Origin of the sequence: Sorangium sp. So ce836 (assembly GCF_028553905.1) — a bacterium.
Taxonomy (GTDB): domain Bacteria; phylum Myxococcota_A; class Polyangia; order Polyangiales; family Polyangiaceae; genus Sorangium; species Sorangium cellulosum_D.
Window position 1 is genome coordinate 14,138,753 of record NZ_CP102233.1, and the last position, 12,763, is coordinate 14,151,515.

General features: G+C 76.5%; 7 protein-coding genes. 3 read left to right on the plus strand and 4 right to left on the minus strand.

The features are described from left to right. Positions 1 to 66 precede the first annotated feature (66 nt). From NQZ70_RS51660 to NQZ70_RS51670, 3 genes are all read right to left on the minus strand, one after another. Complete coding sequence (locus NQZ70_RS51660) at positions 67 to 1,638, minus strand: hypothetical protein (RefSeq protein WP_129580801.1); 1,572 nt, start codon at positions 1,636 to 1,638, stop codon at positions 67 to 69. Next, a complete protein-coding gene (locus NQZ70_RS51665) occupies positions 1,635 to 4,493 on the minus strand; it encodes a DUF4175 family protein (RefSeq protein ID WP_129580802.1) in 2,859 nt (952 codons plus the stop codon). The genes NQZ70_RS51660 and NQZ70_RS51665 overlap by 4 nt, the downstream gene beginning before the upstream one ends. A gap of 78 nt (positions 4,494 to 4,571) precedes the next feature. Continuing rightward, positions 4,572 to 5,858: a GNAT family N-acetyltransferase gene (locus NQZ70_RS51670; RefSeq protein WP_129580803.1), complete on the minus strand. Its 1,287-nt coding sequence runs from the start codon at positions 5,856 to 5,858 to the stop codon at positions 4,572 to 4,574. Between the two features lie 207 nt (positions 5,859 to 6,065). Here NQZ70_RS51670 and NQZ70_RS51675 point away from each other — a divergent pair, with 207 nt between their 5' ends. From NQZ70_RS51675 to NQZ70_RS51685, 3 genes are all read left to right on the plus strand, one after another. Beyond that, entirely contained in the window at positions 6,066 to 8,042 is a 1,977-nt protein-coding gene (locus NQZ70_RS51675; RefSeq protein ID WP_129580804.1) for a DsbA family protein, read from the plus strand. Positions 8,043 to 8,324: 282 nt separating this feature from the next. Further along, on the plus strand, positions 8,325 to 9,827 hold the full coding sequence (locus tag NQZ70_RS51680; protein WP_129580805.1) for a DUF6882 domain-containing protein: 1,503 nt from the start codon (positions 8,325 to 8,327) through the stop codon (positions 9,825 to 9,827). Between the two features lie 125 nt (positions 9,828 to 9,952). Further along, positions 9,953 to 11,284 (plus strand): phosphoribosyltransferase family protein, encoded by a 1,332-nt coding sequence (locus NQZ70_RS51685; RefSeq protein WP_129580806.1) that lies wholly within the window; start codon positions 9,953 to 9,955, stop codon positions 11,282 to 11,284. 96 nt (positions 11,285 to 11,380) lie between these two features. On the opposite strand, the gene NQZ70_RS51690 is transcribed toward NQZ70_RS51685, so the two are convergent. Beyond that, positions 11,381 to 12,625, minus strand: coding sequence for a hypothetical protein (locus NQZ70_RS51690; protein WP_129580807.1), 1,245 nt, complete (start codon positions 12,623 to 12,625; stop codon positions 11,381 to 11,383). Positions 12,626 to 12,763 lie beyond the last annotated feature (138 nt).

Below are 12,763 nucleotides of genomic sequence, written 5' to 3' on the forward strand. Positions count from 1 at the left end.
GCAGAAACCGGCGAGCGCGCGCCATTGCGCCGAGCGGCGGCTTTTCCTCGCGTCGCGGTCGTTTGATCAGCGCGCCCTGCGGCGCGCGGCCTCGCAGAGCGCCGATCGGGTGGGGTCGCTGGGGAGCTCCGGCGGCAGCTTCTCCTCGCAGGCCACCTCGGGGCTCAGCGGGTCGAGCGCGACGCCCGCCGAGAAGGCGCGGCCGCCGTCGGCGCCTCCGTGGAGCAGGCCGTGCAGCGACCACCACCGGCCGTGGCGGCTGTTCACGTCCTCCACGTGCTCGACCAGCGGAGCGGCGCTCGCCCGCTCGCCGGAGGCCAGCAGGGCGGCGGCGAGGAAGCAGCGCACCGCCGGCTCGTGCGGCGCGAGCGCCTGCGCGCGGGCGTGCTGGACCGCGGCGGCGGCGTGGTGGCCGCGATCGTGGAGCAGCTGCCCGAGCCGCACCCGCTTGGCGACCTCCTGCCGGTGCGGCATGTCCCCGCCCGGCGCGAGGTCGGGCGGCACGCTCGCCGGCACGGTGGCGAGGTAGGCGCGCCAGCGCCCGTCCCAGGCCGCGAGATCCGCGCCGGAGATCTCGGCGATCGCCCGCTCCAGATCCGCGTCGCTGCTCGCGTCCTTGAGCCGGCGCAAGAGCTCGGGCAGCGCCGTGTCGCCCGCCTCCCTCGTCCAGTACCGGATGAAGCTCGCGACCTCGGCGAACACGATCGCCGCCTCCTCCGCGCTCGGGAGCATCGCGATCGAGGGGCCGATCTTGTCGAGCGGGCGCCCGAGGCCCTTCTGGATGCCGAGGAAGGCGATCGCGTCCGCGGACGGCACGTCGTCCAGCGGGTCGGGCTCGCGCCAGCGGACCTCCTCGCGCTTGGCCACGCCCTCCTGCAGCCACAGCGGGGCGTTGTCCCGCGTGCCGCGCGAGAGCGCGAGGTGCGTGATCTCGTGCGCGAGCGTGTCCATCCAGGGGTAGCCGTTCGGCGTCGCGCGCGGGGAGAGCATCGTCACCCGCCCCCACTTGGCGATGGCGACGGTGCCCGTCGTCCGCGCCGCGTCCTCCGGCAGGCCCGTCATCGCGGAGAGCGTGAACTGATCCCGGACGAGGTCGATCCGCAGCGGCCGGAGGAGCTCGACCCCGAGATCCTTCGCCAGCACGTCGCGCGTCTTCGCGGCCACCTCGACGAGCAGCGGAACGAGCGCGCGATCGTCGTCGTCCTGGAGCCGCACCCACACGCCGCGCGCCTCGTCCTCGACGACGACCGTCGCGGCGGTGGCGCGGGCGCAGCCGCGCGCGATGTCGCCGAGCGCCGCGCCCTCCGCCGTCGCCGCGAGGTCGGGGCGCGCGAGGATCGCCGCGGCGGCGTCGCAGTCGCCCTCGTAGATGGCGAGCCGGCCGCGCTCGAGCGCGAGCGCGGGATCGGCGGGATCCGCGCCCTCGAGGAGGCTGCGCGCCGCCGGGGCGTCGATCTCCAGGATCGCGGCCCGCGTCCGCACCGCGCGATCGAGATCGCCGACCGTGATGCGGCCGGACGCGGTCGCCGACACGGTCGCGAGCGCGGCGAGGACGACCGCCCGGAGGCCGCGCCTCGCGAGCGCCGTCGCCCCGCGCGGAGCCCTCGCCGGGGCCGCCGTAGCGCCGGCGCGCGTCATTTCAGGAGCCCCTCCGCGTAGCGCTTCACCGCCTCTCGCAGCCGCGGCTCCGAGGCGCTCCCGAGCCCCTCGAGGACGCGCCGACGGAACTCCTCGGGGCCCTTGTGCTTGTCCTTGTCCGGGATGTCGGCCTTCCTCGCCATGTCCCTGTTCCCTTCCGACTCGGCGTCGCCGTCCTGGCTCTGGTCGTCGCTGCGCGACATCTCGAGCAGCCGCTGCGCGTCGCGCTGGCGGTCGTTGCCTTGCTCGCCTTCCCCCTCGGAGAGGGCGCGCTGGGCGTCGCGCATCGCCTGCTCGGCCTCCTCGAGGCGCTCGAGCATCTCCTCCGGCATGCGGCCGTCGCCGCGCTCGCCCCGCCGGCGCAGCTCGCGCGCGCGATCGGCGAGCGAGCCCTCGCGCTGGCTCGAGCGCGCGAGGCCCTCCCGCGCCCGCTCCGCCGCCGCCTGCTGCAGCCGGCGCAGCGCCTCCTCGGCCCAGGCGAGCTCCCGGGCGAGCGCCTGCTGCGCCTCGCCGGCCTCGCGGCCGGCCCGCTCCTCCGGGAAGAAGCCGCCGCCCTGCGCGCCGAGCCGCTTCGCCTCGCCCAGCGAGCGCGCCGCGCCCTGGCCGCTCTCGACCGCCTCCTCGAGGCGGCCCTGCTCCAGCGCGCCGGCCATCGCCTCGGCCTGCTCCCTGCCGGCCGCCGCGGCGGACTCGGCCGAGCCCGGCGCCCCGCCGGGCTGCGGCAGCTCCTGCACCGCCTCGCGGATCGCCTCCGCGTGCTTCTTCGCCTCCTCGCGGAGCGCCGCCACGTCCTCGGGCCGCGAGGCGCGCATGAGCTCCTCGGCGACCGCGTTCGTCTCGGCGGCGTGATCGCGCGCGAGGTCCTCGAGCTCCCGCTCGCTCTGCGCGACGCTCTCGTCGGCGCTCGAGGCCTCCCCGGGATCGGGCGCGCCGCGCGGCGCCCCGGACTCCACCCCGCCGCGGCCGCCGCCGCCGAACGAGGGCTCCGGCCGCCGGAGCCGCGCCGCGAGGTCGCGCGCCGCGAGCTCGGCGTGCGCCCAGTCGCCGGCGCCCCGGGCGCGCGTGACCCTGCGCAGGTCGCTCGCGACGATCTCGCCGAGATCGAGGCCGAGCTCGCCGAGCTTGCGCAGCTCGGCGCCCCCGCCGCCCAGCACCGTGACGGCCGCCTCGAGGCGGATCTCGCCGCCCTCCCGGTCGCCGCCCTGAAGGAGCTCGGCCGCGGCCGCGGCCTCGTCCGCGACGTCGGCGAGCCGCTGCGCGACGGCCCGGGCGTCCCGGACGCCGACGCCGCGCAGGCCGGCGTCGAAGGCGAGCAGCACGCCCTCGGTCTCGTCGAGCAGCTTCTGGTGCGCCGCGCGGGTGGTCGATTTCCGCTCGGCGGCGAGCGCCTCGTCGAGCCGGGCGAGCTGGCCGCGCGCGAGCGACGCGATGCGCCCCCGCACCCGGAGCCCGCCGTAGTCGGCGGAGAGCGCCCGCTCGACCTCCGCCTTCGCGGTCGCCTGCGCCTCGGCCTCGTGCGCCGCGTGCGCCGCGGCGCCGCCCGCCTCCGGCGTCCGCTGGCCGATGCGGTCCGCGAGCAGGTCGGTGAGGGCGTCGCGCGCCTTCGCGAGCGCGGCGTAGCGCCGCGCCTCGGGCTCGCCCACCTGCGGCGGGATGACCACGATCGCCTCGCTCCTGCCCCACTTCGGGCCCTCGATCGGATCGTTGTCGCGCGCCTCGATCCGCACCTCGACGGGCACGTACGTCCTCCGGAAGAACGGATCGCGCGCCCTGAGCTCGTAGCCGCCGCGGTCGATCTTCGCGTCCCCCGCCGGTCGCGAGAGCACCCGCCGCTCCTCCTTCGCGCCGGCGCGCAGGACGAGGTCGACCTCGCGCAGGCCGTGATCGTCGGTGATCTCGTAGCGGAGCGGGATGCTGGGCTCGTCGAGGAGCCTGACCGTGCGCGGCGCGCCCTCGAGCGTGACGCGCGGCGCGTCGTCCGGGATCGACACGACGCGCTGCGCGTCGGCCTGCCGGACGCGGACCTGCCCGAAGCGCGCGGCCGCCTGGAGCGTCGTCGAGTCGCCGAGGGTCCAGTGGGCGATCACGCCGCCCTTGCCGTCGTCGACGAACGGGACCTCGGCGCCGCCGTCGGTCAGCACGAGCGCGCGCCCTGCCCGGATCGGGCGGCCCCGCACCGTGATCACGGTCCCCCGCGGCTGCATCGTCGTCGTGAACGGCAGGAGCACCTCGGCGCCCTCGTGCAGGTACTCGGGCGGCGTGGCCGTCATCTCGACGTCCTCGAGCCACAGCAGATCGAGCGGCGCCTCGCCGCCGCGGGCGGCGAGGACGTCGAGCCCCTCGACGACGCGGGGCGGATCGATCGCGGCGGCCGCGAGCGCCGCCACGCCGAGGCCGAGGCCCGCGCTCGCCCACCGCGCGGCCGACCGCTGCGCGCGCGCGAGGATGCGCGCCCGCGAGGCGCGGCCGAGCAGCCGCCGGAGGTGCAGGCCGGCGAGCTCCGGCGACCCGACCCGATCGTCGGCCGCGGCGCGATCCACGAGCGAGAGCGCCCGCAGGGTGGCCGCGCCGAGCGCCTCGTCCGTGCGGCCGACGATCTCGCGCACGGTGCGCCGGGCGTCGCCGCGCCGCCGCCGCGCGAGGACGACCCGCGCGACGATCGCCGCGAGCAGCAGCGCGAGGCCGGCGCCGGCGAGCCCGCGGGCGAGCGGGGAGCCCACGCGCGCCACGTGCGCCGCGCCGAACAGCCCCGCGAAGGCCGCGGCGGTGAGCGCGCGCCGCGCGGAGGGGTCCACCTCCGCGTCCCAGAGGGAGCGCAGCCGCGCGATGGACAGGGCCGGCGCCTCGTTATCCATGGAGAGGCAAGGGTAACCGGCGGCAGGAGGGGGTCCAGCGGATCGGTGGGATCCTGCGGGGGGCGGGCGCCCGGGCGGTCAGACGTCGAGCTCGCCGTCGGTCATGAACCAGTTGTCGGGGTCGAGGAGCACGCGCCGCAGGTCGTCCGGGAAGCTCGGGTCGAGGTGTACGATGAGCCACCGCGAGCCGACGCTCGGGGGGTGGGGGCGCGAGAAGAAGCCGAGCGCCCGCAGGCGCGCGCTGAACGCGGGCGGCGTCACGACGAGCATCCCCACGGAGACGTGCCCCTCGCGCCGCATCGCCCGGCAGAACTCGAGGAGCAGTGCGTCGAGCAGGGGGCCGCCGTCCTCGCAGAACACGTCGGACATCTCGACCTTGTTGTTCCGCACCGAGTAGACCGCGTAGCCGAGCAGCCGCCCGTCGTGCCTGTCGAGCATGCAGAAGAAGCGGTACCGGACGGTGCCGAGCTGCGCGTAGCGCCAGTTCAGGAACTGGGCGCTCCGCTCGCCGACGATCGGCGACGGCTTCGCCCGCGACCACAGCTCGTCGAAGCGGTGGTCGGCGGCGTCCACGAGCTCGGTGCGCACGCGGCTGCCCCGCGCGAGCAGCGCCGCGGCGTCCCGGAGCGCCATCGAGGCGTCGACGGCGCGCCCGGCGGCGCGCACCAGGGCGTTGTCGGGCTTCACGGTCGCCCGCTGCACGGCGCGCTCGGCGGCCGTCGACAGCGCCTGCGTCAGGGGGGCGGGCGGGGCGCCCGGCGCCGCCGGCTCCCAGAGCGCGCGCCAGCGGGGGTGGGGCACCGCCGAGGCGGCCCGCTCGGCGACCCGCTGCACGACCGCGCTGACGGTGCCCTGCTGCTCCCCGGCCGACGAGGCCGCGAGCTCGTTCAGCTTGTACGCGGCCATGAGGGGCCGCACCCAGATGGTGGAGTCCGCGATCTTCTTGTAGCCGGCGCGCTGGAAGATCGGGAACGAGGCCTTGTTGGGGAAGCCGAACACGAAGTCGACCCCGGCGTCGCGGCAGCCCTTCGCGAGCTCGCGCTGGATGCTCATGGCGGCCCCGGCGATGCGATGCGCCTTGGTCACGCCGAAATCGCCGAGGACGCCGGCCTTGAGCTTCCGCCCGCTGACGTAGACGTCGCGCGGGTAGAACGAGCCGCAGCCGATGATCTCGCGCTCCGGGCCGTGAAAGCCCATCCAGGTCCGCGGGGGGCCCGCCGGGTTCTGCTCCTGGAACCAGCGCATCCGCCGCTCCACGAACTCCTGCGAGACGTCGCCGTGGGCGAGGTTCTCTTTCCAGAGCTGCGCGAGGACGTCCCTGTGCTCGTCCGGCTGGACGCGGGCGGCGCTGTAGACCTTCTCCATGGCTTCCGGTGCGCTCTCCTGGCGCGGCCGAGCGGCGCGCCGGGCCCGTCATGGCCGAAGGCGGCGAGGGCGTCAATCGTGCCTGGCCCGGCGCATCCGTGGGCTTCGCCGCTCCCGGACGCGGCGCGCGGACGCGTTCCGCGCCGGGCGCAGCGAGGCCGCGCGGCGACGGCCGGCGTCGTCGCGGAACGCGAGTACACTCGCGCGATGCTCCGCCGCGCCCTCGCCGCCGTCGCCTGGCTCTCGCTGATCTTCGCCCTGGCCTGCAGCTCCGCGCTCCCGCCGTCCCCTCCGTCGCAGCCGGCGAAGGCCGCGCGGCCACCTGGCGCAAGCGCCGCAGAGCGCCCGCCGCTCGACGAGCTCATGGTCGCGGAGGGCGACCCCGGTCCGGTGCCGGTGACCCGCGCCGATCCGGCGCGCGGCAGCCGGATCGCGCCCGTGACGATCGTCGTGTTCTCCGATTTCGAGTGCCCCTTCTGCAAACACCTGGGCGGCACGCTGCGGCAGCTGGAGCGGAGCTACGGCCCGGAGCAGCTGCGGATCGTGTGGAAGAACTTCCCGCTCGCCTTCCACAAGCAGGCTCGGCCGAGCGCCGAGGCGGCGATGGCGGTGTTCGCGCACGCCGGCCCCGGCGCCTTCTGGGCGTTCCACGACGCCATCTTCGGGGCCGACGAGCGGCTCTCGCCGGAGCTCGAAGCGACGGCGCTCCGGCGGGCGGGGGTGACGCCGGGCCAGGTCAAGCAGCTCGTCGAGCGGAGCGGGGCGGCGCGGAAGGTCGACGCCGACATGGCGCTCGCCGCGCGGCTCGGCGTGGACGGCACGCCGGCGTCGTTCATCAACGGCGTCCTGCTCGTCGGCGCGCAGCCGGCGGAGCGGTTCGCCGAGATCATCGACGCGCAGCTCGCCGCGGCGCGGGCGCTCCGCGCCGAGGGGACGCCGCCCGAGCAGATCTACGCGGCGCTCGCCAAGAAGAACTTCGCGGCGCCCGCCGCGGATCCCGAGGAGGCGGCGGAGGAGGAAGAGCGCCGGGTGGTGCACCTCGTGCCCGTCGGCGGTTCGCCCGTGCGCGGCAAGGACACGGCGCTCGTCACGATGGTGCTGTTCAGCGACTACCAGTGCCCGTTCTGCAGGCGGGTGACGCCGACGGTCGAGAAGCTCGCGGCGCAGTACGGCGACAAGCTGCGCCTCGTCTGGAAGGACAACCCGCTCCCGTTCCACCCCCGCGCCGAGCCCGCGGCGGAGCTCGCGCGGGAGGCGCGGGCCCAGAAGGGGGACGCCGCCTTCTGGCGGGTGAACGACCGCCTCCTCGAGCCCGAGGCCGGCCTCGACGACGCGGCGCTCGAGGCCCTCGCCGCGGAGCTCCAGCTGAACGTGGCGGCGGCGAAGCGCGCCGTCGCCTCGCGCAAGCACGCGGCCGCGATCGAGGCCGACATGGAGCTCGCCGACGATCTCGACGCGGCGGGCACGCCGCACTTCTTCATCAACGGGCGCAGGTTGGTCGGCGCGCAGCCGATCGAGGAGTTCCAGGCGCTCATCGACGAGGAGATCGCCAAGGCGGAGGCCATGGTCGTGGCGGGGACGCCGCGCGCGAAGGTCTACGAGGCCATCCAGAAGCAGGCTGTCCCGCCGGCGCCCCCGCCGAAGGTGTCCGTGCCGCCGCCGCCCAAGGGCCACCCCGCCAAGGGGGCGCCCGCCGGCAAGGTGGTCATCCAGATGTTCTCCGACTTCCAGTGTCCCTTTTGCGCGCGCAGCGTCGCCACGGTGGATGAGCTCATCAAGGCGTTCCCGGGCAAGGTCCGCGTGGTCTTTCGCCACCTGCCGCTCCCCTTCCACGCCGAAGCGCAGCTGGCCGCCGAAGCAACCATGGAGGCGCTCGCGCAGCAGGGGCAGGCCGGCTTCTGGAAGATGCACGATCGGCTCTTCAAGGCCCATGACGCCGCGAACCTCGATCGCGCCGCCCTGGAGCAGCACGCCGCGAGCATCGGGCTCGACGCGGCGCGCTTCGCCCGGGCCCTCGACGAGCGCACCCACCGGGCCGCCGTCGAGGCCGACGCGGAGGCCGCGCGGAGCGCCGGCATCACCGGGACTCCGGGGTTCGTGATCAACGGTTACCTGGTCAGCGGAGCCCAACCGCTCAGGAAATTCAAGAAGGTCGTGCGCCGCGCCCTCAGCGAAGCGAACTGAACGCAACTGGGCGTGAACGGGCGTAAACGGGCGCAAACGGGCGCGAATAGACGCAGAACTGACGCGCGCTGAACGCAAACGCACGTGCGCCGAACGCGGCGTGAGCGCGCGGGGCCGGGGGGGCGCGAGCTCGGGTGAAGGGCTCGTGGGCTGGCGCTCGATTGCGGGCTCCCGGGCCCGGCGCTCGCCCGGCGCTCGGTAGACCGCCTTTCCGTTCGACACGCGCGTTTCTCGGCGCGCGTCTGTCGGTATCGCCCTCCGAGCTCGTGATACGCTGTCCCAATGCCCAAACCGCGCGGTCGAAGGACATCGGCCGAACCCAGGCGCACCGTCAAGGCATCGAGCGGGCGGGCGCGCGCGCAGCCCCGTGACAAGGCGGGCCAGCGCGGCGTCGCCGAGGCGGGCTCGCCGGCCGCGCTGCGCGACAGGCACGAGCGGCCGGCCGCCAGCGCGCGAGCCACGCCCGGGAAGGCGAAGGCAGCCGCCGCGCGGTCGGCCGCGCCGGCGAAGCGATCGGCCACGTCGCGGAAGGTGGCCACGACGAAGCGCTCGGCGGCGGCGAGGAAGGGCGCCGCGACGGAGCGCTCGTCGGCGAGGAAGGGCGCCGCGACGGAGCGCTCGTCGGCGAGGAAGGGCGCCGCGACGGAGCGCTCGTCGGCGAGGAAGGGCGCCGCGACGGAGCGCTCGTCGGCGCGGAAGGGCGCCGCGACGGAGCGCTCGTCGGCGCGGAAGGGCGCCGCGACGGAGCGCTCGTCGGCGCGGAAGGGCGCCGCGACGGAGCGCTCGTCGGCGCGGAAGGGCGCCGCGACGGAGCGCTCGTCGGCGCGGAAGGGCGCCGCGGCGGAGCGGCCGGCGGCGCCGAGGCTCCGCCCCGCGAGGGCGCGCGCCGACGAGCACGCCCGCGCGGCGCCGCCGAAGCGGCGACCCCGCAGCGAAAAGCCCACGAGCGAGGCGGACGACGCGGAGCTCTCGCCGCCCCGGCCGCCGGAGCTCGACTGGGACGACACGCCGTCCGACGGCGCCGAGGAGGCCCTCGCCCAGCGCTGGGCGACGCGGGGCGAGGAGCTCTTCCAGCAGCTCGCCGAGCACGGCGCCTCGCAGCACGAGTACCGCGCCGACCTCAAGGACGGGCGCTTCGTCTGGATCGCGCCGGGCGGCCGCGTGTCCGCCGAGGCGAGGGCGCGCCTTTTGTGCAGCTGGTCGCGCACCACGTCGGTCGCGGTCATGGCGTGGGCGGATCCGCTCGTCAGCAGCGCCGGGATCGAGCGCATCGATGGGATGCCCGCGGAGCAGGACAGCGTCGACGAGGAGGGCGCCTGGCAGATCGCGATGAGGGCGGCCGACGCCTGCGGCGCGGCGTACCTCTACCGCGTGTCCTCGCCGCAGGCCTGGTATTTCCTGGCGCTCGACGATCTCACGTTCTCGCCGAAGCGCGCCTCGTTCCACCCCGGCGCGCCGGTCGGCCTCGTGCTGCGCGCCATCGGCGAGGTCCGCGAGGCGATCGCGTCGCGCGCAGAGCCCGCCGACGTCATCCGCGACAGGATCTCCGCGCTCAGCGACTCGCTGTTCCACCAGGCCAGGTACGCCTACCGCGACACCGACTGGGTCGCGCGCCTCGATCGGACCGGCTCGTGCCTCATGCACCTCGCCAAGCGCATCCCGCGCGCGTGCTTCAGCGCGGTCGCGGCCGGCCAGCGCGTCGACGAGTGGCTCGATCGCGAGCTCGCGCTCGAGCTGATCAACGCCCTCTCGCTCATCGAGGACGAGTGGAGCCTGTTCGGCTGACGGTCCGCCGCCCCGCGCCGCGCGGCTGAGCCCGCGCCGGCGCGCCCCCCTGCCGCGCGCTGCGCGCGGCACCGCTCTTGAAAGATCAACACGATCCAAGGGAGCGGAGGTGAGGGGAGGCGGCGATGGGTCGAGCGAAGCTGTTCCAGGATCGCAGGGACGCCGGGCGCAGGCTCGGGCAGCTGCTCTCGGGGTACAGGAGCGAGGCGCCGCTCGTCCTCGCCCTGCCGCGCGGCGGCGTCGAGGTGGGCTACGAGGTGGCGCGCGCGCTGGGCGCGCCGCTCGATGTGTGGATCGTGCGCAAGCTCGGCGCGCCCGGGCAGCCGGAGCTCGGCGTGGGCGCGATCTCCGAGGGGGGCGAGGTGTACATCGACCGGAGCCTCGTCGCGCTGCTCGGCATCACCGAGGCGGAGCTCGCCGACATCGCGGAGCAGCAGGCCGCCGAGGTGGAGCGCGGGGTGCGCCGGTTCCGGGGCGACAGGCCGATGCCCCGCGTCGAGGGGCGGACGGTCATCGTCGTGGACGACGGCATCGCGACCGGCAGCACGGTGCGGGCCGCGCTGCGCGACCTGCGCAAGCGCTCGCCGAGGCGGCTCGTGCTCGCGGCGCCGGTCGCCGCGCCATCGAGCCTGTCGTCGCTCGCCCGCGAGGTCGACTCGATCGCCTGCATCGAGGAGGACCCCGGTCTCCAGGCGATCGGCGCCTACTACGAGGACTTCTCGCAGACCTCCGACGACGCCGTCGCCTGGCTGCTCGCCGAGGCGCGGCGCGAGCTGCCGCCGTCCGAGGGCGCGGAGCGGCCGCTCCTCGTCCAGGCGGGCCCGGCGGCGCTGCCGGGGGATCTCGCGATCCCGGAGCGCGCGATCGGCCTCGTGCTCTTCGCCCACGGCAGCGGCAGCAGCCGCAGGAGCCCTCGCAACCGCTCGGTCGCGGAGGCGCTCTGGCGGTGGGAGCTGGCCACGCTGCTGTTCGATCTGCTCACCGAGGAGGAGGCCGCGGAAGATCGCCGGAGCGCTCGCCTCCGCTTCGACATCGACCTGCTCTCCCGGCGGCTGGTCGGGGTGACGGACTGGGCGCTCGCGCGCCCCGAGCTCCGTCACCTCGGCGTCGGCTACTTCGGCGCCAGCACCGGCGCGGCGGCCGCGCTCGTCGCCGCGGCGGCGCGGCCTCGCGCCGTGGGCGCCGTCGTGTCGCGCGGCGGCAGGCCGGATCTCGCGGGCGCGGCCCTGACGCGGGTGCGGGCGCCGACGCTGCTCATCGTCGGCAGCGCGGACACCGCGGTGCTGGCGCTGAACCAGGACGCGCTCGAGCGCCTCGCCGGCCCGCGCCGCCTCGCCGTGGTGCCCTCGGCGACGCACCTGTTCGAGGAGCCGGGCGCGCTCGCGGCGGTGGCCCGGCTCGCGGGGGAGTGGTTCGCGCAGCACCTGTCCCCGAGGGGCGACGAGGCGCGGGCGTGACGCGCCGGACGGCCGCTGCGCGGCCGTCGCGGCGGCGCCCTGGGCCGCCGTCCGCGGCGCCGGCCGGCGCGCTGTCTACGTCGAGTTACGCCGCGATCACCTCGAGAGCCAGACCGTGTACGCGTGCGGCATGAACGGCGCGTCGTCGGGGTCGAAGGGGCGGCTCCGGATCATGCTCCCCGCGTTGACGCCCACGATGAGCAGCCCCGCGAGGCCGTCGAGCCCGACCACGGTGCGCTGCGCGCGGCTCTCGCCGAAGATGCCGGCCACCTCGACGCGGCCGGCCTCGGCGCCCTGCCGGTCGACCTTCACGATCGCCCAGCGGAACAGCGCGGGCAGCTCCCAGTCGGCCACGAGGGTGATCTCGGCCGCCTTGAGGTCCGGCCCGCCGGCCGCGCTCTCCGCGCCGAGATCGAGCCAGAGGTAGGTGGCGCCGGTCGGCTCGATCGGGCGCAGGGGCGCGACCCGCCGCGGGAGCGTCGCGTAGGGCAGCGACCACTCGAAGCGCACCCGGCCGAAGTCGCCGAAGCGCTCCACGTCCGACAGATGGGCGCCGTCGCTGCGGCTGCCCACGAACGCCCGCGCGATCGCGAACTCGAGGAGCAGGTCGTCGAGGTCCTTGCCGCGGGACCGGAGCGACGCCCGGAGCGCGTCGAACGTGTCGGGCTCGGCGCGGAAGCGCGCGGCGCCGCCGGGCGTGGCCTGCGCCGCGATGGCGAGCAGCGACATCGCGACCTGCGCCGGCGTCCCGGTGCCGTAGGCGTCGTCGAGGTACCACGGGAAGAGCAGGGCGCCGTCGAGGGCGCCGAGCGCCGCGCCCGTGAGCGCCCGCTCGGGCGCGCGCTGGAAGGCGTCGATCGCGGCGAGCTCCTCGGCCGGGCACGGCGCCGCGATCGCGGCGAGGTAGCTCGCCGCCATGGCGAGCGCGCCCTCCTCGGCCCCGGCGTCGAGGCGCGTCGCGACGGCGTGGCCGAGCGCGTACGCCGCGTCGGACGCGCTCGAGCACCCGCCCCGCCCCGGCGCCGCGACGATGGCGAACGCGCTCGCGGCGTCGAACCGCTCGCCGATCGCCCTGAGGTCGTGCCCGACGCGCGCGGGGCGGCGCGGGCCGCGCTCCAGGTACAGGTCGTACGCCGGGCTTCCGCCGCGCGCCCCGTCGGGGAGCGGCCGCGGCAGGCCGAGCGCGTCGTAGGCGCGCATCGCGGCCTCGAGGTCGGCGAGGCTCTCCAGGACGGCGGCGCCGGGGACGCCCGCGGGCGCATGCGCGCAGACGGGCAGCGCGAAGGAGCAGGCGCGCTGCGGGACGTCGCGCTCGTCGGGGCGCTGGACCGGCGAGACCACGGGGCGGCCTTCGGCCGGCGGCTCGGCGGCCTCATCGGCGGGCGCGCCGGGCTGCGCGCCCGCCGCGGGCGGCGGCGGACCGGACGGCGCCGCGTCGGGCGCGCGCGCTGCCGCGGCGGGGGGGCCGCCGAGGGCCGC